Below are 20,713 nucleotides of genomic sequence, written 5' to 3' on the forward strand. Positions count from 1 at the left end.
TAGCCGCGGTGGACCAGGACCTTGTCGATGGTGATCTGGAAGAAGATCGGGGTGATGAGGGCGCAGAGCTGGATGAACAGCGAGGCGACGAGCACGGTGGCGAGCGGCCTGCGGTAGCGCCAGACGGAGGGGACGAACCAGGTCAGGCCGAACTTGTGCAGGGCGGTCTGGAGGTTGGCGCGTCGGGCGACGAGCACGATGGTGCCGGTCCATCGGGGCAGGAAGGCGTCGGGCTCGACGTGGTCGGCGGTGCGGGCGACGGGATCGATGATGCGCAGCTTGCCGTCCTCGAAGCGGCGTCCGAGGACGACGAAGCGCCCGTCCTCGACCTGGAGGATGGCGGGGAGCGGGATCGACTCCAGGCGGGCGGGCTTCTGGTCCTGGAGCAGGCGCCCCTTGAGGCCGAGGCGTCGTGCGCCGCGGACGATGTCGACGGCGCTCATCGGCCCCTGTCCGAGGCCGAGGTCGTGGCGGACCTGGGCGGGCTCGCAGGGGATCTGGTGGAACGAGGCGACGAGGGCGAGCGCCCCGAGGCCCGAATCGGGCCGCGCCGCCGGCAGCTCCGCGGGGCCGGGACCGGATTGGTCGGGGCCGGCCTGTGAGGCCGCGTCTTGCACCATGTCCCGCTCCCTCACTCCACGGCGCGCTCTGCCGGCGCCGGCTCACGCCGCGTTCCGCTCCCGGTCCACAACGTACACGAGATTCCGATCGTTCGTGACTCGCCTGGAGCAGCCCGGGACGGCGGAGGCGCCGCGCCTTTCCGGGCCGCGCGTGTGTCTCGCCGGCCGCTCGGAGAAACCCTTTGGCGCGGACGGGTGATGGTTTCATGACAGGGCGACGGCGCGGCCGCCGACCCCGTGCCGTCGCCCCGGCGGCTCGCACGCTGCGCGCATCCGGGACGGTGTTTCCGGGGTTTTCCAGTCCGCCGGCGCGGCGCCCTGCCCGATCCCGAACCCACCCGTTGTGCCCCGCGGGTCACGGCGTATCCTTGCCCAGGCCCCGGCCCGCTTCGTGCATGGCCGGGGCCGGACATCATCGAAGGGCCCCGCGTGCCGGCATTTCCCCTCCACGACGATTCGCTCGCCCCCTCGGCTGCATGCCTGCCGGTGCCGTCGGCGTGAGCGTCGTGATCCTGGGCGGGGCCGGCTTCGTCGGGCTGAACCTCGCCCGCGCCCTCCTCGATCGGGGCCGGAGCGTGCGGCTCCTCGACCGGGCGCCGCCCCCGCCGCCGCTCCTGCGGGCCCTGGCCGCCCCGCCGGACGCATTCGCCCTCGACATCGGCGACGTGACCGATCCGGCCTGCCTCGCGGCCGCCATCCGGCCCGGCACCGACGCGGTGGTGATCGCCGCCGCGGTGACGGCGGATGCAGCGCGCGAGGCCGCCGATCCGGGCACGATCCTCGCCGTCAACCTGACGGCGACGGTGCCGATCCTGGACGCCTGCCGCCGGGCCGGGGTGCGCCGGGTGGTGAACCTGTCCTCGGCGGCGGCCTACGGGACGGCGGACGCTCCAATCCTGACAGAGGAACTGGCGACGCGGCCGGAGAGCCTCTACGCCGTCACCAAGTTCGCCTCGGAGGCGGTGCTGGCGCGGCTCTGCGGCCATTGGGGCCTCGACGGGGTGAGCGTGCGCCTGAGCGCGGTGTTCGGCCCGTTCGAGCGCGCGACCGGATTGCGCGACACCTTGAGCCCGCAGGCGCAGATCTGGGCGGCCTTGGAAGCCGGCACCCCGGCCCTGCTGCCGCGGCCCGGCCGGCGCGACTGGCTCTACGCCCCCGACGCCGCCGAGGCGGTGGCCCGGCTGGTCGCGGCGCCGCGGCTGGGCTCCCCCCTCTACAACGTGTCGAGCCCGGCGGTCTGGCCGGTCCTCGCCTGGGGCGAGCGGCTGGCGCGCGCCAGGCCCGGCTCCGTCTTGCGCCTCGCCGAACCGGGCGAGACCCCGACGATCTCGCTGCACGGCGACCGCGACCGGCCGCCGCTCGCCACGGCGCGGCTGCGCGACGAACTCGGCTGGGAGGCGCGGCATGGCTGCGAGGCCTCCGCCGACGCGTTCCTGGACTGGCACACTCGATTCCGGGAGGATTCGCGATGAGGCTCGACGGCAAGGTCGCGGTGGTGACGGGCGGCGGCTCCGGCATCGGCGCCGCGACGGCGCGGCTCTTCGCCGAGGCCGGCGCCCGGGTGGCGGTGATCGACCGCGACCGGACGGCCGCCGAAGCGGTGGCGGCGCAGGTCGGCGGCCTCGCCCGCGCCTCGGAGGTCGGCGAGCCGGACGCGGTCGCCGCCGACGCGGCGGCGATCGTCGAGGCCTATGGCGGCATCGACGTGCTGGTGACGGCGGCGGGCTTCTCCGTCGGCGGCACCGTCGAGACCACCTCGCCCGGGGATTGGGACGCGGTGTTCCGCGCCCATGTCGGCGGGACCTGGCTGTGGGCCGGGCAAGCCGTTCCCCTGATGCGGGCCCGCGGCGGCGGCGCGATCGTCACGGTCGCCTCGCAGCTGGCCTTGGCGGGCGGGCGCAACAACAGCGCCTACATCGCTGCCAAGGGCGCGGTGCTCAGCCTCACGCGCACCATGGCGCTCGACTTCGCCGCCGACGGCATCCGGGTCAACGCGGTGGTGCCGGGCGCGATCGAGACGCCCTTGCTCGCCCGCAGCTTCCGGCGCGCCGCCGACCCGGCCGCCGCCCGCGCGACTTCCGAATCCCGGCACGCGATGAAGCGCCTGGGGCAGCCCGAGGAGGTCGCCCGCGCCATCCTCTATCTCGCGAGCGAGGCCGCCTCCTTCACCACCGGCGCCGCCCTTCCGGTCGAGGGCGGCTGGCTCTCGGCCTGAAGGTCTTCCATGTCCTTCTCCAGCATGTCCTACTCCCGCATGTCCCTCGACGCCCTCCTCGTCCGTGTCCGGGACGAGATCGCCCGCACCGCCCATCCCCGGGCCCCCTGGCTCACCCCGCGCCCCGGCCCGGACGGGGAGCCCGCCCGCGACGTCATCGTGGTCGGGGCCGGGCAGTCCGGACTCGCCGTCGCCTTCGGGCTGATGCGGGCGCAGGTCACCAACATCCTGGTGCTCGACCGGGCGCCGGAGGGCCTGGAAGGGCCCTGGCTCACCTATGCCCGCATGCGCACCTTGCGCAGCCCGAAGGACTTCACCGGGCCCGATCTCGGCCTGCCGGCGCTGACCTACCAATCCTGGCACGAGGCCACGTACGGGCAAGCGAGCTGGGAAGCGCTGGACCTCATCACCCGCGAGGACTGGGCCGCGTACCTCGCCTTCGTGCGGGTCGCGACGGGCGTGCCGGTCGAGAACGGCGTGACCGTCACCGGCATCGCGCCGGCGGGCGGGCTGCTCGCGGTGACGGATGCGCAAGGGCGCGTACGCCACGCCCGCAAGGTGGTGCTCGCCACCGGCCAGGAGGGCGCCGGGCGCTGGGCGATGCCGGAGGTGCTGGCCGACCTGCCGGCGGAGCGCGTCGCCCGCACCGACGAGGCGATCGAGGCCGGCCGCCTGGAGGGGAAGCGCGTCGCGGTGATCGGCGCCGGCGCCTCGGCCTTCGACAACGCCGCGACGGCCTTGGAAGCCGGTGCCGCCGAGGTCGTCCTGCTGTGCCGGCGCGCGGAGGCGCAGGTGGTGCAGCCCTATCGCTGGCTCACCTTCGCGGGCTTCCTGCGCCATCTCGGCGATCTCGACGACGCCTGGCGCTGGCGCTTCATGAGCGCGGTGATGGGCCTGCGCGAGGGCTTTCCGCAGGCGACCTGGGACCGCTGCGCCCGGCACCCGAATTTCCGTTTCCTGCCCGGCGCGCCCATCCGCGCGGCGCGGATGCGGGACGGCGCGGTCGTCCTCGACACGCCGGCGGCCGAGATCGCCGCCGACCTCGTCATCGCCGCCACCGGCATCGCCATCGACTATGCCGCGCGGCCCGAATTGTTAGCGTTTGCCCACAACATCGCCACCTGGGGCGACCGCTACGCCCCGCCGCCCGAGGAGCGTGACGACCGCCTCGCCGCCTATCCGTATCTCGGCGACGACTACGCCTTCACCGAGCGCGAGCCCGGCCTTACGCCGTGGATCCGCGACATCCACCTGTTCGGCATCGCCTCCACGGTGAGCCACGGCCCGTCCGGCTCGTCGATCAACGCCATGACCACCGCGGTGCCGCGCCTCGTCTCCGGCCTCACCCGCGGGCTGTTCGTCGCCGACCTCGACCGGCACTGGGCCGACTTCCGGGCCTACGACGTGAAGCAGGCGGTGCTGCGCTGAAAGATCTCGCGTTAGCTCTTGCCCCGCGGCGATCCCTGGTCTCGAATGGTCCCCGCTGGAACGGCCCTTGCAAGAAGGCCGGCCAAACAGGGATGCAGGAAGGGACAGGCGTGACGAAGACCAGCATGCGGACGGGCGGCCTCGCGGCGGCGTTCCTCACCGCCCTCGTCGTGGCGACGCCGGCACGGGCCCAGAGCCGGGCCGAGACCCTGCGCTACGTCACGGGCGCTGCGGTCAACACCCTCGACCCGACCATGCCGGGCACCACCCGCGAGGCCTTCGCGATCAGCCTCTCGACCTATGATCGCCTCGTCACCTTCGGCCGCAAGAAGCTGGGCGACAATTGGGTGTTCGACCTCGATTCGGTGCGCGGCGAGCTGGCCGAGCGCTACGAGGTCAGCCCGGACGGCCTGACCCTTACCTTCCATCTCCGCAAGGATGCCAAGTTCCAGGACGGCACCCCCGTCACGGCGGAGGACGTGAAGTGGTCGCTCGACCGCGCCGTCTCGGCGAAGTCGCTCGCCGGGCCGCAGCTCCTGACCGGTTCGCTGACCAGCCCCGACCAGTTCACGGTGGTCGATCCCCACACCTTCAAGGTCACGCTGCCGAAGCCCGACCGGCTGGCCCTGCCGAACCTCGCCACCGTCTACGCCATCGTCATCAATTCCAAGGTCGCCAGGTCGCACGCGACGCCGGAGGATCCCTGGGCGCAAGCCTGGCTCAAGGACCACGCCGTCGGCAGCGGCGCCTACAGCGTCGACGTGTTCAAGCCCGGCGAGCAGGTGGTCCTGAAGCGCAACGCCGACTGGAAGGGTGCCGCGCCGGACAAGCCGGCCGGCTTCAAGCGCATCATCGCCCAGACGATTCCCGATCCGGCGACCCGCGCCAACCTCGTCGAGAAGGGCGACGCCGACATCGTCATCGACCTCCAGGCCAACGACGCGCTGGCCCTGAAGGAGAAGGCCAAGCTGAAGGTGATCGCCACGCCGCAATTCAACGCGGCGACGCTGATCTCCTTCAACACGAAGATGCCGCCCTTCGACAAGGTCGAGGTACGCCAGGCCTTGGCCTATGCCCTGCCCTACGACGCGATGTTCAAGGCCGCCCTGTTCGGCCGCGGCAAGCCGCTCTTCGGCGCGACCTGGGGCGAGGGCGATCCGCAACCCGTCTTCCCCGTCGCCCAGCCGGTGACCCTCGATCTACAAAGGGCCAAGGCCCTGCTCGCGAAGGCCGGGCTGCCGGACGGGTTCTCCACCACCTTCAGCTTCAATGTCGGCCAGGCCGCCACCGCCGAGCCGATGGCGGCGCTGATCCGCGAATCGCTGGAGAAGATCGGCGTCAAGGTCGAGATCCAGAAGCTGCCCGACGCGCAGATGTCGACGCAAATCAGCGAGAAGAAGCTGCCGTTCTTCACCGAGGGCATCGTCGCCTGGCTGCCCTCGCCGGATTACTTCTACCGCAACTTCTACACCGGCAACCAGCGCTGGAACTACAGCTCGATCGACGATCCCGAGATCAACGAGCTCGCCGCCAAGGCGCGATTCGAGCGCGATCCGGCGACGTACGACGACGACGCCCGGGCCCTGAACCGGCGCCACCTCGCCCTGATGCCGCAGATCCCGATCTGGCAGCCGAACCAGGACGCCGTGATGGCGCCATCGGTCGAAGGCTACACCTACCAGTTCCACCGTCAGGTCGATTACCGCGACCTGTCGCGGAAGTAGGTCGCGGATGGCCTCCGCCAGCGGCATCGCCCGGCGCACCGGGCGGCGCTTCCTGTCCTCGCTGCCGGCCTTGCTCGGCGTCCTGGTCTTCACGTTCCTGCTGATGCGGGTCCTGCCCGGCGACCCGGCGGTGTTCTTCGCCTCCGGGCCCAATGCCGGCAAGGCGGAGATCGAGGAGATCCGCCGCCAGATGGGCCTCGACAAGCCGGTGCCCGAGCAGCTGGTGCGCTATCTCGGCGACGTCGCCCGCGGCCAGCTCGGCCGCTCGATGACGACCGGCCAGCCGGTGCTGACGGATCTGCGCCAGCGCCTGCCGGCCTCCCTCGAACTGACCGTCTCGGCGCTCGTCATCGCGCTCCTGCTGGCGATCCCGCTCGGCATCGCGGCGGCCTTGCGGCCGGGATCGGTGGTGGACCACGCGGTGCGCTTCCTCTGCGCGCTCGGGGTCTGCGTGCCGACCTTCGTGTCGGGACTGCTGCTGATCTACGTGTTCTACTACCTCCTCGGAATCGCCCCGGATCCGACCGGCCGCGTCGACGTGTTCGCGGCGAGCCCGCCGGACATCACCGGCTTCCTGCTGATCGACTTCGCCCTCGTCGGCGACGGGGAGGGCTGGCGCGCGGCGGCCGGGCAGCTCGTGCTGCCGGCGCTCACCATGGCGTTGTTCGTGCTGGCGCCGCTCGCCCGCATCACCCGGGCGGCGATGCTGAGCGTGCTCGGCAGCGACTTCATCCGCACCGCCCGGTCGCTGGGCCTGCCGCGCCGGCGGGTGATCGTGACCTATGCGCTGCGCAACGCGATCCTGCCGGTGCTGACCATCGCGGGCATCGTGTTCTCCACCATGCTCGGGGCCAACGTGCTGGTGGAGAAGGTGTTTTCCTGGCCGGGCGTCGCCTCCTACGCCCTCGATGCGCTGCTCGCCTCGGATTACGCGCCGGTCCAGGGCTTCGTGCTGCTGATGGCGAGCCTGTTCGTCGTCGTGAACCTCACGGTCGACGTGCTCTACGGCCTCGCCGATCCGCGCGTCTCCATCGAGTGATCGTGATGAACGCCGTCTCCCCGACCCTCGCCCCGCCGCCCAGCACCCTGCAGCACGCAGGCCACGTGCTGCGCGAGAACCCGCTCACGGCGGTCGCGGCCGCCGGTGCGTCGCTGCTCTGCCTCGTGGCCCTCTTCAGCCCCTGGCTCACGCCCTACGATCCGGTCGCCTCCGACGTTTCCGTGGCGCTCCAGCCGCCGAGCGCGGCGCATTGGGCCGGCACCGACCAGCTCGGCCGCGACGTCTTGAGCCGCATCGTCGCGGCGACGCGGCTCGATCTCGCGATCGCCCTCTCGGCCGTGAGCCTGTCCTTCGCGCTCGGCGCGGTGATCGGGGGGATGAGCGGCTATGCCGGCGGGCGGCTCGACCGGGTGGTCGGGCGCCTCGTCGACGTGCTGATGGCCTTCCCGCTCTTCGTCCTGGCGATGGCCCTGGTCGCGGCCCTCGGCAACCGGGTCGAGAACATCGTCATCGCCACCGCCATCATCAACCTGCCGTTCTACATCCGCTTCGCCCGGGCGGAGGTGAACGTGCGGCGGGATGCCGGCTACGTCGAGGCGGCGCGGGCCGGCGGCGAGGGCCACCTCGCGGTGGTGCTCCGCTTCCTGCTCCCGAACGTCCTCCCGGCCATGGCGGTGCAGATCTCGCTCAATCTCGGCTGGGCGATCCTGAATGCCGCGGGCCTGTCCTTCATCGGGCTCGGGGTGCGCCCGCCGACGCCGGAATGGGGGATCCTCGTTGCCGAGGGCGCCCGTTTCATCACCACCGGCAAGTGGTGGCTCGTCGCCTTCCCGGGCCTCGCCCTGATGCTGGCGGTGCTGTGCTTCAACCTGCTCGGCGACGGCCTGCGCGACATCCTCGATCCCCGGATGCGGACCTGATGCAGCCTCCTCTTCTCTCGATCGAGGACCTGCGGGTCACCTTCGCGACCAGACGCGGCCCGGTCGAGGCGTTGCGCGGCGTCTCGCTCGCGGTCGCGCCGGGCGAGAGCCTCGGCCTCGTCGGCGAATCGGGATCGGGCAAGTCCGTCACCGCCTTCGCGGCGGCGCGCCTGCTCGACCGGGCCGGCCGGATCGTCGGCGGGAGCGTGCGCTTCCGCGGCCAGGACGTGACCCGGCTCTCGGCGGCAGATCTCCGGGCGGCGCACGGCCAGGCGATCGGCATGATCTTCCAGAACCCGCGGGCGGCGCTGAACCCGATCCGCCCGATCGGCCGGCAGCTCGCCGACGTGCTGATGGCGGGCGGGCTCTCGAAGTCCCAGGCCCGGGCGCGGGCGCTGGAGAGCCTGGAGGCGGTGCGCATCCGCGACGCGGCGCGCCGGCTCGACGCCTATCCGCACGAGCTCTCGGGCGGCATGTGCCAGCGGGTGATGATCGCGCTCGCGCTCGCCTGCCGCCCGGCGCTCCTCATCGCCGACGAGCCGACCACCGGCCTCGACGTGACGACCCAGAAGACCGTGATGGACCTCGTCGCCCGGCTCACCGCCGAGCGCGGCATGGCGATGATCCTCATCACCCACGATCTCGGCCTCGCGGCCCAGTATTGCGGCCGCATCGCCGTGATGGAGCAGGGCCGCCTCGTCGAGGAGGGCGAGCCGGGAGCCCTCTTCTCCGGGCCCCGCCATCCCTACACGAAGCGCCTCGTCGCCGCCTCGCCGACCCCGACCTCGACGCTCGCCGACCTCGTGCCGGAGGGCCCTCGCCCGTCGGCCAGGCCGCGGCCGGCTCCGGCCCCCGGCACCCCGCCGCTTCTCGAGGTGCAGGCCCTGGGCAAGGCATTCGGCGGCGCCATGGCGGTGGAGGACGTGTCCTTCTCGCTCCGCGAGGGCGAGAGCCTCGGCCTCGTCGGCGAATCAGGTTCGGGGAAGAGCACCACGTCGCGGATGATCTGCCGGCTCCTCGATTCGAGCGCCGGGCGGATCCTGTTCGACGGCGAAGCGATCGGCACGATCCCGGCGCGCGACTTCCACCGCTCGCCCCACCGGCGCGCGATCCAGATCGTGTTCCAGGACCCGACCGACAGCCTCAACCCGCGCTTCTCCGCCTTCGACTGCATCGCCCATCCGGTGAAGCGCCTGACCCCGCTGCGCGGCGAACCCTTACGCCTGCGGGTGATCGAGAGCGCCGAGCGGGCGGGCCTGCCGGCCGCCCTCCTCGACCGGTTCCCGCACCAGCTCTCCGGCGGCCAGAAGGCCCGCATCGGCATCGCCCGGGCGATCGCCGTGAAGCCGCGACTCCTCGTCCTCGACGAGCCGACCGCGGCCCTCGACGTCTCGGTCCAGGCCGGGGTCTTACGCCTCCTCGACGATTTGCGCCGGGAGGACGGCCTCGCCTTCCTGTTCGTGAGCCACGACCTCAACGTGGTGCGGATGATGTGCGAGCGAACCCTGGTGCTCCAGGGCGGGCGGGTGGTCGAGGAGGGCGTCAGCCGCGACCTCTTCCGGACTCCGCGCACCGCCTACACGCGGGAATTGCTGGCCGCGATCCCGCATTTCCGGCCGGGGCAGACGCGGGGGGTGGCGGCGGAGCCGGCGGCGTGAGCCGTCGAAGTCCGATCGTGAGCATGTCTCCTCTCCCCGCGGGCGGGAGAGGGGACGGGCGCCAAACTCTCAACTCGTTTCGGTGAATGGGAAATCTTATGCGCGTGATCCGCACCGCCGCCGCCCAGCTCGGGCCGATCCAGAAGGACGAGGACCGCGGCAGCGTCGTCGCCCGGATGCTCGCGCTCATGGACGAGGCCAAGAGCCAGGAAGCCGACCTGATCGTCTATCCGGAACTGGCGCTCACCACCTTCTTCCCGCGCTGGTACCACGAGGACCGCGCCGAGGCCGACCACTGGTTCGAGCGCGAGATGCCGGGCCCGGCCACCGCCCCGCTCTTCGACCGGGCGCGGGAGCACGGCATGGCGATGTCGTTCGGCTATGCCGAGCTGACCCCGGAGGGCCGACACTTCAACACCTCGATCCTGGTCGGCCGCGACGGCACCATCGTGGGCCAATACCGCAAGGTCCACCTGCCCGGCCACGACGAGTTCGACCCCGAGCGCTCGCACCAGCACCTGGAGAAGCGCTACTTCGAGCCGGGCGACCTCGGCTTCCCGGTCTGGCGGATGCTCGGCGGCATTCTCGGCATGTGCATCTGCAACGACCGGCGCTGGCCCGAGACCTACCGGGTGATGGGGCTGCAGGGCGTCGAGATGATCGTGCTCGGTTTCAACACCCCGTCGGTCAACGGGCAGCGCGGGAGCGAAGGCCTGGAGGACCGGCTTTTTCACCACCGCCTCTCGGTCCAGGCCGGCGCCTACCAGAACGGCACCTGGGTGGTGGCGGTGGCCAAGGCCGGGGACGAGGACGGCCACCCGCTGATGGGTGGCACGCTGATCTGCGATCCCAACGGGAAGATCGTCGCCGAGCTCCCCGGCGAGGCCGACGGGGTGATCGTCCACGCTTGCGACCTCGACGAGACCCGGTTCGGCAAGGAGACGATCTTCGACTTCGCCCGCCACCGCAGACCTGAGCATTACGGCCGCATCACCGCCCAGACCGGCGCGGTGCTGCCGGATTGATGTCAGGCGACCGCCACGATGCCGACGGCCATCGCGACCGCGGCCTGGGTCGGGTCGATGACCGGGATGCCGAGCTCCTGCTCGAGGCCGCGCCGGTGGACCGCCATGCCGGCGCAGCCCATCACGACGGCCCCCGCCCCGTCGCGGTCGCGCAGGTCGCGGCCGATCGCGATCATCCGGGCGAGGGTGTCGGTTCCGCTCGCGGTCTCGGCGACGGTCATCTCCAGGGCCCGCTCGCCCGCGAGGCGGTCGATCACGCCCATCTGGCGCAGGGCCCGCAGGTGGCGCGGAATCGAGCGGCTCGCCACCGCGATGACGCCGAACCGGTCGGCCCGGGCGAGCGCGGTGAGGATCCCGCATTCGGCGATGCCGAGCACCGGCCGGTCGGTCGCCTCGCGGCAGACGTGGAGGCCGGGATCGGAGTAGCAGGCGATGACATAGGCGTCCGCCGCCTCGCGCCGCACAAGATCGCGCAGCGGCAGGGCCACCTGCTCGACATCGGCCTGCGACTGGATGCCGAACGGCCCCTCGGCCAGCGTGCGGCACTCGACGACGATGCCGGGGCGCGCCAGCGGCGCTACCGCCCCGTCGAGCCCGCGGGTCACGACGTCGTTCGAGTTCGGGTTGATGACGAGGATGCGCCGGTCGCGAGCCGGATCGGTCTTCTGCATGGTGGTCCCCCGATGTGTCAGATCTTCAAGCTAGCAAGTTTCGGACGAGGAGCGTCAGTATGAGTGAGCCCGCCTTCGACACCGTGATCCGCGGCGGCACCGTCGCCACCGCGAGCGACGTTTTCTCCGCCGATCTCGGGATCCGCGACGGCCGGATCGCGGCGATCGGCCTCGACCTCGCCTCAGGCCGGCGCGAGATCGACGCGAAGGGCAAGCTCGTGCTGCCGGGCGGGGTCGACAGCCACGCCCATATCGAGCAGCTCTCGGCCTCCGGGCTGATGAACGCCGATACCTGGGAGAGCGCCACCCGCTCGGCGGCGCTCGGCGGCACCACCAGCGTCGTCGCCTTCGCGGCCCAGCATGTCGGGATGGACCTCGCGCAGGTGGTCGAGGACTACACGGCGCTGGCGGAACGCGGCGCGGTGATCGACTACGCCTTCCACCTGATCGTGGCGGATGCGACCGAGAAGGCCCTGAGCCGGGACATCCCGGCGCTGGCGCGGTCCGGCCACACCTCGCTCAAGGCGTTCATGACCTATGACCGCCTGCGGCTGGCCGACGAGTCCCTGCTCGACCTGATGGCGGCGGCCAAGGAGGTGGGCGCGCTCGTCTGCGTCCACGCGGAGAATCACGGCCTCATCGCCTTCGCCAGCCGGCAATTGCTCAAGGCGGGCAAGACGGCGCCGAAATACCACGCCGCGAGCCATCCGCGGCTGTCGGAATCGGAGGCGTTCGAGCGGGTGGTGCGGTTCTCGCAGTACCTCGACCAGCCGGTGATGATCTTCCACGTCTCGACCGAGGAGGGGGCGGCGATCCTGCGCCGGGCCCGCGGCGAGGGCGCCAAGGTCTATGCCGAGACCTGCCCGCAATACCTCTTCCTCACCGAAGCCGACCTCGACCGGCCGGGCCTGGAGGGGGCGAAGTGGATGTGCTCGCCCCCCTTGCGCGAGGCCCGCGACCAGGAAGCCCTGTGGCGCGCCCTCGATCTCGGCGACCTCCAGACCGTGTCCTCGGACCACGCGCCCTATCGCTACGACGAGAGCGGCAAGCTGAAAGCCGGGCAGGCTGCGACCTTCAAGGAGATCGCCAACGGCATGCCGGGCCTGCAGATGCGCCTGCCGCTGCTCTTCGACGCCATGGTATCGGGCGGGCGGCTCGGCCTGAGGAAATTCGTCGAGATCACCGCGACGGCGCCGGCCCGGATCTACGGCCTGACGGCCAAGGGCTCGGTGGCGGTGGGGATGGATGCCGACCTCTGCCTCTGGGACCCGTCCAGGCGCGTCACCCTCTCGGACGACATGGTCGAGGACCGCACCGGCTTCACCCCCTATGCCGGCCGCACCCTGACCGGCTGGCCCGAGACGGTGCTCTGCCGCGGCCGGGTGATCGCCGAGGGCGGCGCCGTGACGGCGCAGGCCGGCAGCGGCGCGCCGATCCGGCGGGCTTAGGCGCCCGGAGCAGGGGCACGGGTCCTCCGGCTGCGCCGGCACATGCCCGGGCTCGACCATGGCGCCGCCGCAGTCGCGGCGACGGCGTCGCGACGAGCCCGAAACACTCATTTGCTAAGCCCGGGCGCGGTGCGCCGTGGACCGGAACGGCCGAATCGGATTAGGCTGGCCCCTGGAAAAGGAGCCGACCCACTGTCACGCGTCGAACCGACTGCCGCCCTGTCCCCCGTCCCGACGGCGTGGCGCAGCCGGTTCTGGGCCGCGATCCAGGCGACAGAGCGCCTGCGCGCGCGTCACCGGCTCGGCGACCTCGTGGCCCTCGCTGCCACGGCGCTCGCCCTGGCCTTGCGGCTCGCGGTCGACGACGTGCTGCCGCCGGGCTTTCCCTACCTGACGTTCTTCCCCGCCGTCATCCTCACGACGTTCTTCTGCGGCCTGCGCGCCGGGATCACCTGCGCCACCTTGAGCGGCCTGGCAGCCTGGTACTTCTTCCTGCCGCCGAGCGAAGGCTTCCTCATCTCGGCGCAGTCCGGCCTCGCGCTCGCCTTCTACGTCTTCATCGTCGCGGTCGACATCGCGCTGATCCACATCATGCACACGGCGAGCGCGCGGCTGCGCCGCGAGCGTGCCGTGACGGCGGGCCTCTACGAGCAGCAGCGCACCCTGTTCCAGGAGCTGCAGCACCGGGTGGCGAACAACATGCAGTTCGTCGCCGCGCTCCTGACGCTGCAGAAGCGCCGGGTCGGCGACGACCCGCAAGCCGCGGTCGCCGCCCTCGACGAGGCGCGGGTGCGGCTCGAGACGATCTCGCGCATCCATCGCCGGCTCTACGACCCGGACCGGATCAACCTGCCGGCCGGGCAATACCTGCAGGAACTCTGCGCCGACCTCCTCGACGCGACGGGCGCTCGCACCATCGTCTGCCTCGTCGAGGTGCCGCCGGTGCGCTTCGACCTGACGCGGCTCACCACCCTGTCGCTGCTGGTGGTCGAGGTGGTGACCAACGCCCTCAAGCACGCCTTTCCGGACGGCGCCGGCGGCACGATCACGATCCGCCTGGAGGCCACCACCCCGGAGCGGATGGCCCTCACCATCGCGGATGACGGCCGGGGCATCCCGGCCGGGTTCGATCCCGACAAGAGCCGCAGCCTGGGGATGCGCATCGCCCAGGGGCTGGCGGCCCAGCTCGACGGCACGCTCACCTATGCGGGCGGAGCTGGGACGGTGGTGCGGCTCGACTTCGCCGCCCCGGCCGCCTGATCCGGCTTGCGACGCCGCATCACCAGCCTGCGCGGCGTCCGAGCGACGCCGATTTCCGCATCGATCGAAAATCGTATGACGGCTCAGGCGAGCCGCAGCAGCAGCGCCAGAGCCGCCACGATCAGCACCGCGAAGGTCGCCAGGATGCCACCGCCGCGGCAGGCGAACTGACGGGGCGAGTTCGCCGGCGCCGTCATGCCGAACGGGTGCAGCGCCCGGCCGACCAGCAGCACGACCAGCAGGCCGTGCACCAGGGCCCGGCTCGCGCCGTGGGCCTCGAGCAGGCCGACGAGAAGCAGGATGAGCGGCACGTACTCGGCGAAATTGGCTTGGGCACGGGCGCGGTGCAGCAGCACGGCGTCGCCGCCGTCGCCGTGCAGCACGTTGGCGGAGAGCCGCCGGGCCATCACCCAGATCGAGAGGCCGGCGAAGAGCAGCGCCAGCACGGCGCCGTAGGCGGCGGTGAGGGACGGGAACACCATGGCGAGAGGCTCCTTCAGGCGCGATCGGGCCGATGTCCGGTCGGCTCGTGGATCGGGCAACCGTTATGCTCGGCCCGGAAGCCGGCCGAGCGCGGATAGACGGCGCGACGCGCCCGCATCACCGAGCCGAGGGGACGGTGCGCCGCGATCCCGTGCCATGGGCTGAAGGCGAGGCCGTCGTCGAGGCTGCGGACCTTCTCGTCGCTCCAGCTCTCCTGCGGCGCCACCGTGATCCGGGCGACCGGGACGTACGGGCTTTCGTCCTCCGGCCAGGGCGTCGAGGCATCCTCGACCGGCATCGTCTCGCGGTTCGTGAGGAGCTGGACGCGCAGCTCCCACACGCCCTCGTGGGCGGCGAAGAACGCCGAGACCGCCTCGCGCAGGCCGTTCGGCTTGCCGTTGACATTCAGGGCAGCCCCGGTGAGGGCGGTGAGCGCCGGCGAGACCGGGGCGACCGCGACCTTGGCGACGTACTCGCCCCAGCGTAAGGGCGCCTGGCTGTAGAAGGTCTCGCCGAGGATGTGCGTCTCCGGGTGGCCGCCGAGGCTGATCAGCGTCGGACTCTTGGCGCCGACCGCCTCGACCGCGCTCTCGAGCCCGCGCAGGGCCGCGGAGAACACCTTCTTGAACACCTGCGGCGTGTCGGTGGTGGCCGCCAGAAGCTTCAGGCTCTTGAGGAACGACCTGGCATCCGGCACCGTGAAGGACGGGGCGTTCGCCATCACGAAGTCCTGGGTGTCGCCGCCGGCTCCCGGCAGCCGCTCGCCGGAGACGCCGATCACCTTCACGGCGAGGCCGCGCGGGGTCGAGACGCTGTCGTCGAGGATGTCGCCCGGGTTGGTCGAAAGGCGCAGCACGGCGTCGTAGGTGCCGGGCGTCGCGAGGATCCCCTGCGCCAGCGGGCCTGGGAGATCCGGCAGCACCGTGAGCCGGCCGGTCAGCAGGCCGTGGCTCTTGGCATGGACGCCGCGCACCGCGTGGCCGTAATCCTTCAGCGTCGTCTCCTGGATCCGGGCGAAGACCCGGATCATCTCGGCATGCACCTCCTCCTCGTCGGGCTGCACGCTCTCCAGGGACGGATCGAAGCGGATCGGTGACGACATCGGGGGCGCCTTGGACGGGGACGACGCCGGATGCGCCGCTGCGTCACCGGCAACGGCCGGACCCCGACGGCGTTCCCGCGCGATCGTTTCGCGCACGATGGAAAACACCGGGTGCGGGAAAAATCGTTGTTCCGCCGCGCGGGACGATCCCGAGGTCGGCGAAAAATCTTCTCTCCTTCCGCCGTACGGCAGCAAGAATCATCTCCACCTGGGACGCATTTTGGGAACCGCGTTCATTGACGGTCGGGCCCGGCCCCGCTTGAATGTGAGTCGCGGTCAGCCCCGCCCGTCCGGGCAAGGGACGACCCGTCGACCCGTCGCGGGCGCCGTTCGCCCCTCCCCGAGGAGCCCTGTCCATGCCCGCTTTCGCCAAGCCTGGCGCCTTCGCCAAGACTCGCACCTTCGCCAAGACTCGCGCGTTGACCGAGACCCGCACCTTGGTCGACCGCAGCCGCTATCTCGCGTGGAACGCGCTCACGGTCCTGGTCTTCGTGATTCTGATGGCCTATGTGGCGCGGGCGGACGAAGTTGTGATGGCCGCCGCGGCGGGTTAACCGCCCTGAGGAGACTTGATCGAAGGGATCCGGCCTTTCCCTTCGCCGCATCCACGATGCCATCTATTGTTCGGCGAAGCCGAGAACCCGGGATCCATAACCGCCGACGGTGCAGAATCCGGCTTTGCGCCTTCCGTATCATGCCGAGGCGTCAGCTTGTATGGTTGCGCGGCCCGGGACGAACGGGAGGGCATGGAACACGTCGAGGGATGGACGGGCCCGGACCGTCGAACGCCCTCACCTCTCCCGCACCAGCCCCAGCGACTCCTCCAGCACGTCGAGCAGCCGCTCGAACTCCCGCCTCTGCGCCTCGCTGAATCCGGAGAGCAGCGTCGCCTCCCGGGCGAGCAGGATCGGCACGAGTTCCGCATAGGTCGCCCGCCCCTTCTCCGTCAGCTGCAGCATGATCTCGCGCCGGTCGTCGCCGTCCTCCTGGCGCGCGACGAGGCCGAGCTCGATCAGGTGGCTCACCGCACGGCTGATCCGCGACTTGTGCGTGCGGGTGCAGCGCACGACGTAGGCCGCGCTGCGCGGCTCCTCGTGCTGTCCCAGCGTCGCCAGCACCCGCCATTCCGGGACGTCGATGCCGAATCGGGCGTAATCGGCCGCGAGCGCCTGGCTGAACTCGGTGGCGAGCCGGTTGAGCCGGAACGGCGAGAAACTGAGCAGGTTCAGGCGGTCCATCGGTCCGGGATACGGCCCCTTGACGGTTGCGTTCGCAACATCTTACATCAAGTTGCAGGTGCAACAAGCACCGCCCGTCCGATCGGACGCGCCGCACGATGCCGCGATCGAACGGCATCGGCAAGGATATCAGCCACGGGAGGCAATCGCATGAGCAAGGGCTTCGCCAGCCAGGGCGACCTCGCCGAGAAGCAGGAGACCTTCTCGGAGCTGGCCCCGGGCGTCTACGCGCTCACCGCCGAGGGCGATCCGAATTCCGGCATCGTCGTCGGCGACGATTCGGTCCTGGTGATCGATGCCCGCGCCACCCCGCGCATGGCCGGCGACCTGGTGCGTCGGGTCCGCGAGGTCACCGACAAGCCGATCCGCCACGTCCTGCTGACCCATTACCACGCCGTGCGGGTGCTCGGCGTCGCCGGCTATCCGGACCGGGTCAACGTCATCGCCAGCGACGTCGCCCGCGACATGATCGTCGAGCGCGGGCAACAGGACATGGATTCGGAGATCCAGCGCTTCCCGCGCCTGTTCCGCGGCCGCGAGGAGATACCGGGCCTGACCTGGCCGACCCTGACCTTCCACGGCGAGATGACCCTGTGGCTCGGCTCGCGCGAGGTGCGGATCATCCATGCCGGGCGCGGCCACACCGCCGGCGACACGGTCGCATGGCTGCCGAAGGAAGGCGTGCTGTTCTCCGGCGACCTCGTCGAGTACGGCGCCACCCCCTATTGCGGCGACGCCCACTTCCAGGACTGGCCCGCCACCCTCGACCGGCTGGAGGCCCTGAACCCGAAGGCCCTGGTGCCGGGCCGTGGCGAGGCGCTGAGGACGCCCGACCGGATCCGCGAGGGGCTGGAGGGCACCCGCGCCTTCCTGCGCGACCTCTACGCCATCGCCCGTGAGGGCGTGGCGGCCGGCTACGACCTCAAGGCCGTGTACGACCGGGCCATGCGCGAGATGCGGCACCGGTACGGCCACTGGGTCATCTTCGAGCATTGCATGCCCTTCGACGTCAGCCGCGCCTACGACGAGGCGAAGGGAATCGACACGCCTCGGATCTGGACCGCCGAGCGCGACATCGAGATGTGGCGGGCGCTGGAGGGGTGACCGGCGGCCCGACTCGGGGCTGATACCTTTCGGGTCATTCCGGGGCGGCGTGAGCCGGCGCCCGGAATCCGGACACGCAGGTGACGAAGAATGAAGCGGGCCACTGTCCGCCATTCCTTGAAGATCCAGAACATCTGGATTCCGGGCTCCGCTCACGCGGCCCCGGAACGACGCGGTGGATGCAATCCAAGTCGAGCGAAGCCCGAATCGAGCGAAGCCCATGCGCACGCCCCGCTACGCCTCACCCGCCCCGCCGGAACTCAGCGGCGAGACGCATCGCCGGCCGGTTGTGGTGATCGGTGCCGGGCCGGTCGGCCTCACCTGCGCGATCGATCTCGCCAGTCGCGGCGTTCCGGTGGTGGTGCTCGATGACGACGACACCGTCGCGACCGGCAGCCGGGCGATCTGCTGGGCCAAGCGCACCCTCGAGATCTGGGACCGGCTCGGGATCGGCCAACGCATGGTCGACAAGGGCGTGACCTGGAATGCCGGCCGGGTCTTCCACGGCGCGCGCGAACTCTACCGCTTCGATCTCCTGCCCGAGGGCGGGCATCGCCGCCCGGCCTTCGTCAACCTGCAGCAATACTACGTCGAAGCCTTCCTGGTCGACCGGGCCGGTGACTTTCCCGACCTGATCGGGTTGCGTTGGAAGAACGCCGTCACCGGCCTCGCCCAGACCGAGGACGGCGTGCGCCTGGACGTCGAGAGCCCCCACGGGAGCTACATCCTCGACGCGGCCTGGGTGATCGCGGCGGACGGTGCCCGCTCCCCCACCCGCAGCCGGATGGGCCTGCCCTTTCCCGGCCAGCGCTTCGAGGAGCGCTTCCTGATCGCCGACGTGACGATGCAGGCGGGCTTCCCGACCGAGCGCCTGTTCTGGTTCGAGCCGACCTTCCATGCCGGCCGGAGCGCGCTCATGCACCGCCAGCCCGACGACGTCTTCCGCCTCGACTTCCAGCTCGGGCCCGACGCCGACCCCGAGCAGGAGCGCCGGCCGGAGCGGGTGATGCCGCGGGTGCGGGCGGTGGTCGGCGAGGAGACCCCCGTCACCCTCGAATGGTGCTCCGTCTACTCGTTCCGCTGCGCGCGGCTGGAGCGCTTCGTCCACGGCCGGGTGATCTTCGCGGGCGACAGCGCCCACGTGGTCAGCCCGTTCGGGGCCCGGGGCGGCAATGGCGGCGTGCAGGATGCCGACAACCTGTGCTGGAAGCTCGCCCTCGTCCTGGCGGGACGCGCACCCGAATCGCTGATCGCCACCTATGACGAGGAGCGCGGCCACGCCGCCGACGAGAACATCCGGCATTCCAGCCGCACCACCGCCTTCATGACCCCGCGCAGCGGCGCCGAGCGCGCGCTTCGCGACGGCGTGCTGGCCCTCGCCGCCGAGGCGCCCTTCGCCCGCGCTCTGCTCAATGCCGGCCGGCTGTCGCGCCCCTGCAGCCTCGCCGGCCTGTCGCTGCAGACACCGGACGCCGCGGCGTTTCCCGGCGGGCCCGAACCCGGCACCGCCTGCCCCGATGCCCCGGTCACCGATGCGGCCGGGCGCCCGGCCTGGCTGCTCGACCGGCTCGGCGGGCCGTTCACCCTCCTGATCTTCGCGGACGCCGCAACCGATCTGAGGCCGCTCGCCGGCCTCGACCTGCGGATCGTCGCAATCGCGCCGACGGCCCGTTCCCTGCACGGCGCCGAGATTCTGCGCGACATCCTGCACGACCCGGAAGGCCTGGCTGCCGCCCGCTACGGCGCCGCGCCCGGCACCGCCTACCTGATCCGGCCCGACGCCCACGTGGCGGCGCGCTTCCCGGCCCCTGATCCCGAGGCGATCGCCCGGGCGCTCGCCCGCGCCCAGGGCCGTCCCGATTCCGCGATCCAGGAGGCGGCGTGATGGCGCTCCGGCAGGATGACGGCTTTTCCGGCCGCGCCGACGACGTCTACCAGATCCTGGTCGACGGTTTTCGCGCTCTCGACGAGGCCGAGAGCGCGGCGCTCACCCAGCGCCTCGTCCTGATCCTCGCGCATGAGGTCGGCGATCCGGAGACGATCCGCGCGGCGGTCGCTTTGGCGCGCAGGACCGTGCGGGCGGAGGGGGTCACGGATCCAGGTCCAGTGAGCGCCTGAATTCCTCGAAGGTGAGGCTCGGCGAGGGCGGTGAGGGCGGTACTGCCGGCCGCCTCGCCAGTTCCTCCCCGGACGGGAAGCAGCCGCCGCAGGCCTCGACGACCCAGCTCCCGAGGCGGGGCGTCGCAATGATGCCGGTGCTTCCATGACCCTTGATGTGGATCGGGAAGTCCAGCGCCCCCCACAAATCCACGCCGGCATCGGTGAGATGAACCTGCTTGTCGGCGTTCAAGGTCAGCTGCGGGGTCAGGTCGGCCTGCCCCACCCGGGAAAGGACGGTCATGCACAGGGTCGCCCGGCAATCGGCTTCGATGCGCAGGAGCAGCAACCCGTATCGACGCCAGAGATCCCCGTCGATGATCCTTGCGGCAGCGATGGCCGCGTCGGAATCGTGCGGCCGCATGGCCCGCAGGAGATCAGCGACGCGCTCCCGAAGATCGCTCGGAACGGGATCCCCGATCTCCATCCCGATTTGTGCCGAGAGCGGGGTGACGGTGGCGAGCAACAGCAAGGCGACGAGGACCGTTCGTTTCCAAGCCGCCTGCAATCGGCCGAGCGATACGAATTCCGAAAGATCCCTTCCGGACTTCGTGTCACCAGCCGGCGCCGCGCTTGAGCGAAGCCGACTTCCGCATTGCGAAGCAGGCAATCGGACGTCGGATGACGGGGGGCTCACCCGCTTCGGGATCATCGTGCATC

Annotated in this window: 20 protein-coding genes; 14 read left to right on the forward strand and 6 right to left on the reverse strand. The window is 71.3% G+C overall.

Annotated elements, in window-relative coordinates; genetic code table 11:
- A partial coding sequence (locus G4G93_RS33575) for a cysteine peptidase family C39 domain-containing protein (protein WP_246737179.1) occupies positions 1-620 on the reverse strand: 620 nt, incomplete at its 3' end.
- A gap of 497 nt (positions 621-1,117) precedes the next feature.
- On the opposite strand from G4G93_RS33575, the gene G4G93_RS33580 reads away from it, so the two are divergent.
- The 8 genes from G4G93_RS33580 to G4G93_RS33615 all read left to right on the forward strand — a co-directional run bounded on the left by G4G93_RS33580 (position 1,118) and on the right by G4G93_RS33615 (position 10,590).
- Entirely contained in the window at positions 1,118-2,092 is a 975-nt protein-coding gene (locus G4G93_RS33580; RefSeq protein ID WP_165091634.1) for an NAD-dependent epimerase/dehydratase family protein, read from the forward strand.
- A complete protein-coding gene (locus G4G93_RS33585) occupies positions 2,089-2,835 on the forward strand; it encodes an SDR family oxidoreductase (protein WP_165091635.1) in 747 nt (248 codons plus the stop codon). The genes G4G93_RS33580 and G4G93_RS33585 overlap by 4 nt, the downstream gene beginning before the upstream one ends.
- Positions 2,836-2,844: 9 nt before the next feature.
- Entirely contained in the window at positions 2,845-4,263 is a 1,419-nt protein-coding gene (locus G4G93_RS33590; RefSeq protein ID WP_395410848.1) for an NAD(P)-binding domain-containing protein, read from the forward strand.
- 125 nt (positions 4,264-4,388) lie between these two features.
- Positions 4,389-5,987: an ABC transporter substrate-binding protein gene (locus G4G93_RS33595; RefSeq protein WP_165091664.1), complete on the forward strand. Its 1,599-nt coding sequence runs from the start codon at positions 4,389-4,391 to the stop codon at positions 5,985-5,987.
- A 7-nt stretch (positions 5,988-5,994) separates the two neighbouring features.
- Positions 5,995-7,026 carry an ABC transporter permease gene (locus tag G4G93_RS33600; RefSeq protein WP_165091636.1) on the forward strand — a complete coding sequence of 344 codons (1,032 nt, stop codon included), beginning with the start codon at positions 5,995-5,997 and terminating at the stop codon, positions 7,024-7,026.
- Between the two features lie 5 nt (positions 7,027-7,031).
- The gene (locus tag G4G93_RS33605) at positions 7,032-7,907 is read left to right on the forward strand and encodes an ABC transporter permease (protein ID WP_165091637.1); all 876 of its coding nucleotides are present in this window, start codon (positions 7,032-7,034) and stop codon (positions 7,905-7,907) included.
- Complete coding sequence (nikE, locus tag G4G93_RS33610) at positions 7,907-9,565, forward strand: ABC transporter ATP-binding protein (protein WP_165091638.1); 1,659 nt, start codon at positions 7,907-7,909, stop codon at positions 9,563-9,565. The genes G4G93_RS33605 and nikE overlap by 1 nt, the downstream gene beginning before the upstream one ends.
- A 98-nt stretch (positions 9,566-9,663) precedes the next feature.
- Entirely contained in the window at positions 9,664-10,590 is a 927-nt protein-coding gene (locus tag G4G93_RS33615; protein ID WP_165091640.1) for an N-carbamoyl-D-amino-acid hydrolase, read from the forward strand.
- A 2-nt stretch (positions 10,591-10,592) separates the two neighbouring features.
- Here G4G93_RS33615 and G4G93_RS33620 read toward each other — a convergent pair whose 3' ends face one another.
- Complete coding sequence (locus G4G93_RS33620; protein WP_165091642.1) at positions 10,593-11,261, reverse strand: aspartate/glutamate racemase family protein; 669 nt, start codon at positions 11,259-11,261, stop codon at positions 10,593-10,595.
- Positions 11,262-11,320: 59 nt separating this feature from the next.
- Here G4G93_RS33620 and hydA point away from each other — a divergent pair, with 59 nt between their 5' ends.
- Positions 11,321-12,709, forward strand: coding sequence for a dihydropyrimidinase (gene hydA / locus G4G93_RS33625; RefSeq protein WP_165091643.1), 1,389 nt, complete (start codon positions 11,321-11,323; stop codon positions 12,707-12,709).
- 312 nt (positions 12,710-13,021) lie between these two features.
- Positions 13,022-13,969 (forward strand): histidine kinase dimerization/phosphoacceptor domain -containing protein, encoded by a 948-nt coding sequence (locus G4G93_RS33630; protein WP_395410840.1) that lies wholly within the window; start codon positions 13,022-13,024, stop codon positions 13,967-13,969.
- Between the two features lie 83 nt (positions 13,970-14,052).
- Here the strand turns inward: G4G93_RS33630 and G4G93_RS33635 are convergent, their stop codons facing one another.
- The gene (locus G4G93_RS33635; protein WP_165091646.1) at positions 14,053-14,451 is read right to left on the reverse strand and encodes an MAPEG family protein; all 399 of its coding nucleotides are present in this window, start codon (positions 14,449-14,451) and stop codon (positions 14,053-14,055) included.
- A 14-nt stretch (positions 14,452-14,465) separates the two neighbouring features.
- On the reverse strand, positions 14,466-15,554 hold the full coding sequence (locus G4G93_RS33640) for a catalase family protein (RefSeq protein ID WP_165091648.1): 1,089 nt from the start codon (positions 15,552-15,554) through the stop codon (positions 14,466-14,468).
- Positions 15,555-15,910: 356 nt separating this feature from the next.
- Here G4G93_RS33640 and G4G93_RS33645 point away from each other — a divergent pair, with 356 nt between their 5' ends.
- Entirely contained in the window at positions 15,911-16,108 is a 198-nt protein-coding gene (locus G4G93_RS33645) for a hypothetical protein (RefSeq protein ID WP_165091649.1), read from the forward strand.
- Between the two features lie 237 nt (positions 16,109-16,345).
- Here G4G93_RS33645 and G4G93_RS33650 read toward each other — a convergent pair whose 3' ends face one another.
- Entirely contained in the window at positions 16,346-16,792 is a 447-nt protein-coding gene (locus tag G4G93_RS33650) for a MarR family winged helix-turn-helix transcriptional regulator (RefSeq protein ID WP_165091651.1), read from the reverse strand.
- Between the two features lie 150 nt (positions 16,793-16,942).
- Between G4G93_RS33650 and G4G93_RS33655 the strand changes: the two genes are divergently transcribed.
- From G4G93_RS33655 to G4G93_RS33665, 3 genes are all read left to right on the forward strand, one after another.
- Positions 16,943-17,896: an MBL fold metallo-hydrolase gene (locus G4G93_RS33655; RefSeq protein WP_165091653.1), complete on the forward strand. Its 954-nt coding sequence runs from the start codon at positions 16,943-16,945 to the stop codon at positions 17,894-17,896.
- Between the two features lie 220 nt (positions 17,897-18,116).
- Positions 18,117-19,781 (forward strand): FAD-dependent oxidoreductase, encoded by a 1,665-nt coding sequence (locus G4G93_RS33660; protein WP_165091655.1) that lies wholly within the window; start codon positions 18,117-18,119, stop codon positions 19,779-19,781.
- Positions 19,781-20,014, forward strand: a complete 234-nt coding sequence (locus G4G93_RS33665; protein ID WP_165091656.1) for a DUF2783 domain-containing protein — start codon at positions 19,781-19,783, stop codon at positions 20,012-20,014. The genes G4G93_RS33660 and G4G93_RS33665 overlap by 1 nt, the downstream gene beginning before the upstream one ends.
- On the opposite strand, the gene G4G93_RS33670 is transcribed toward G4G93_RS33665, so the two are convergent.
- Positions 19,986-20,705, reverse strand: coding sequence for a hypothetical protein (locus G4G93_RS33670; RefSeq protein WP_165091657.1), 720 nt, complete (start codon positions 20,703-20,705; stop codon positions 19,986-19,988). The genes G4G93_RS33665 and G4G93_RS33670 overlap by 29 nt on opposite strands.
- Between the last annotated feature and the right edge of the window lie 8 nt (positions 20,706-20,713).

The sequence above is a fragment of the Methylobacterium sp. DB0501 genome (genome assembly GCF_011043735.1).
GTDB lineage: Bacteria > Pseudomonadota > Alphaproteobacteria > Rhizobiales > Beijerinckiaceae > Methylobacterium > Methylobacterium alsaeris.

Excerpts from the sequence above, each read along its gene's own strand:
- G4G93_RS33645 (WP_165091649.1), top strand. The coding sequence starts at position 15,911 with ATGCCCGCTTTCGCCAAGCCTGGCGCCTTCGCCAAGACTCGCACCTTC.
- G4G93_RS33605 (WP_165091637.1), top strand. The coding sequence starts at position 7,032 with ATGAACGCCGTCTCCCCGACCCTCGCCCCGCCGCCCAGCACCCTGCAG.
- G4G93_RS33600 (WP_165091636.1), top strand. The coding sequence starts at position 5,995 with ATGGCCTCCGCCAGCGGCATCGCCCGGCGCACCGGGCGGCGCTTCCTG.
- G4G93_RS33650 (WP_165091651.1), bottom strand. The coding sequence starts at position 16,792 with ATGGACCGCCTGAACCTGCTCAGTTTCTCGCCGTTCCGGCTCAACCGG.
- G4G93_RS33620 (WP_165091642.1), bottom strand. The coding sequence starts at position 11,261 with ATGCAGAAGACCGATCCGGCTCGCGACCGGCGCATCCTCGTCATCAAC.
- G4G93_RS33615 (WP_165091640.1), top strand. The coding sequence starts at position 9,664 with ATGCGCGTGATCCGCACCGCCGCCGCCCAGCTCGGGCCGATCCAGAAG.
- G4G93_RS33585 (WP_165091635.1), top strand. The coding sequence starts at position 2,089 with ATGAGGCTCGACGGCAAGGTCGCGGTGGTGACGGGCGGCGGCTCCGGC.
- G4G93_RS33635 (WP_165091646.1), bottom strand. The coding sequence starts at position 14,451 with ATGGTGTTCCCGTCCCTCACCGCCGCCTACGGCGCCGTGCTGGCGCTG.
- G4G93_RS33670 (WP_165091657.1), bottom strand. The coding sequence starts at position 20,705 with ATGATCCCGAAGCGGGTGAGCCCCCCGTCATCCGACGTCCGATTGCCT.
- G4G93_RS33665 (WP_165091656.1), top strand. The coding sequence starts at position 19,781 with ATGGCGCTCCGGCAGGATGACGGCTTTTCCGGCCGCGCCGACGACGTC.
- G4G93_RS33640 (WP_165091648.1), bottom strand. The coding sequence starts at position 15,554 with ATGTCGTCACCGATCCGCTTCGATCCGTCCCTGGAGAGCGTGCAGCCC.
- G4G93_RS33660 (WP_165091655.1), top strand. The coding sequence starts at position 18,117 with ATGCGCACGCCCCGCTACGCCTCACCCGCCCCGCCGGAACTCAGCGGC.
- hydA (WP_165091643.1), top strand. The coding sequence starts at position 11,321 with ATGAGTGAGCCCGCCTTCGACACCGTGATCCGCGGCGGCACCGTCGCC.
- G4G93_RS33655 (WP_165091653.1), top strand. The coding sequence starts at position 16,943 with ATGAGCAAGGGCTTCGCCAGCCAGGGCGACCTCGCCGAGAAGCAGGAG.
- nikE (WP_165091638.1), top strand. The coding sequence starts at position 7,907 with ATGCAGCCTCCTCTTCTCTCGATCGAGGACCTGCGGGTCACCTTCGCG.
- G4G93_RS33590 (WP_395410848.1), top strand. The coding sequence starts at position 2,845 with ATGTCCTTCTCCAGCATGTCCTACTCCCGCATGTCCCTCGACGCCCTC.
- G4G93_RS33595 (WP_165091664.1), top strand. The coding sequence starts at position 4,389 with ATGCGGACGGGCGGCCTCGCGGCGGCGTTCCTCACCGCCCTCGTCGTG.